The organism is Mycobacterium sp. 1165178.9 (assembly GCF_001673555.1).
Classification (GTDB): domain Bacteria; phylum Actinomycetota; class Actinomycetes; order Mycobacteriales; family Mycobacteriaceae; genus Mycobacterium.
Window position 1 is genome coordinate 1 of the sequence record NZ_LZMB01000331.1, and the last position, 1,483, is coordinate 1,483.

General features: G+C 66.5%; 2 protein-coding genes and 1 pseudogene. 1 reads left to right on the plus strand and 2 read right to left on the minus strand.

Going from position 1 to position 1,483, the window contains the following annotated elements; translation table 11 throughout:
- Nucleotides 1-234 (minus strand): annotated as a pseudogene (locus A5652_RS14475) (ATPase); the annotation flags it as partial.
- On the opposite strand from A5652_RS14475, the gene A5652_RS14480 reads away from it, so the two are divergent.
- Nucleotides 211-849 (plus strand): MBL fold metallo-hydrolase, encoded by a 639-nt coding sequence (locus A5652_RS14480; RefSeq protein ID WP_067352363.1) that lies wholly within the window; start codon nucleotides 211-213, stop codon nucleotides 847-849. The pseudogene A5652_RS14475 and the gene A5652_RS14480 overlap by 24 nt on opposite strands.
- 102 nt (nucleotides 850-951) lie before the next feature.
- Here the strand turns inward: A5652_RS14480 and A5652_RS14485 are convergent.
- Nucleotides 952-1,483, minus strand: a 532-nt coding sequence (locus tag A5652_RS14485; RefSeq protein ID WP_156745344.1) for an FAD-binding protein, incomplete at its 5' end; no start/stop codon positions are given.

The following is a 1,483-nucleotide window of genomic DNA, read 5'->3' on the forward strand; positions in this document are numbered from 1 at the left end:
CGCGGGCCAGTGGTACGCGCCGTCCAGCGGCAGGGCGTGCTGATCAATCCACGCGGTGTTCGGAATGCGATCGCACACGCCCGGGCAAGTCTCCGGCTCGGCGTGTACAGGGATGACGACGACCAGGGCAACCGCAACACTGCCGGCGACCAGCATCATGGCCAAAATCACGCGCGTCGGCAGCTTGTCCATCAAGGCACAATCGTAGATATGCAACTGACGCATTTCGGCCATTCGTGCCTACTTGCCGAGTTTGACCGCACCCGCGTGCTCTTTGACCCCGGTAGCTTCGCGCATGGTTTCGAGGGAATCACCGGCTTGACCGCCATCTTGATCACCCATCAGCACCCCGACCATGTCGACGTCAAACGGCTGCCGGCCTTGCTCGAGGGTAACCCGGATGCGGCGCTGTACGCCGACCCGCAGACCACCGCGCAGCTGGGTGCGCCCTGCCGCGAGGTCCATGTCGGCGACGAGCTGCAGATCGGCGAACTGACCGTTCGCGCCGTCGGCGGCAAACACGCGGTGATTCACCCGGAAATCCCTGTGATAGAGAACATTTCGTTTCTTGTGGGCGATGCCGACCACCGTGCCCGGTTGATGCATCCCGGTGACGCGCTCTTTGTGCCGGACGAGCCGGTGGACGTCTTGGCGACGCCGGCGGCCGCGCCCTGGATGAAGGTATCCGAGGCGGTCGATTACCTGCGTGCGGTGGCCCCGCAGCGTGCCGTTCCCATTCACCAGGGGATCATCGCCCCGGATGCGCGGGGGATCTACTACGGACGACTCACCGAGATGACCAGCACCGACTTCCAGGTGTTGCCCGAAGAGGACGCCGTCACGTTCTGACGTGAACAGACGGGGTAGCTGGGCCCGTCGAGTGGGGCCCATGGGCGAGCGACGGCGGGTAAACATACCTATCCCCCACACTCGGCGCCGGTATGCCTCCGGCTACGTGAGGTCGTCGGCCGCGCCGCGCCCGGTGGCGCGGCCGGAGAAGATGCAGCCGCCCAAGAACGTTCCCTCCAGGGCGCGGTAGCCGTGCACGCCGCCGCCACCGAACCCGGCCACCTCGCCGGCGGCATACAGACCGGTCAGCGGCGTGCCGTCGGCCTTCAACACGCGTGAGGCGAGGTCGGTTTCGATGCCGCCCAACGTTTTTCTGGTCAGGATGTGCAGCTTGACCGCGATCATCGGTCCCGCCTTCGGATCGGTCAGCCGGTGCGGCGCCACCACCCGGCCCAGCCGATCGCCCAGATAGTTTCGGGCGGCATGGATCGCCGTGATCTGCCCGTCCTTGCTGAACTTGTTGGCCACCTCGCGGTCCCGGGCGGTGACTTCGGCCTCGACCGTGGCGTAGTCCAGCGGCTGCACGTCGGGCAGCTTGTTCATCGCGGTCACCAACTCGCGCAACGAGTTCGCGCTGACGAAGTCCACGCCCCGATCGACGAACGCCTGCACCGGGCCCGGCGGCCCTGAACGC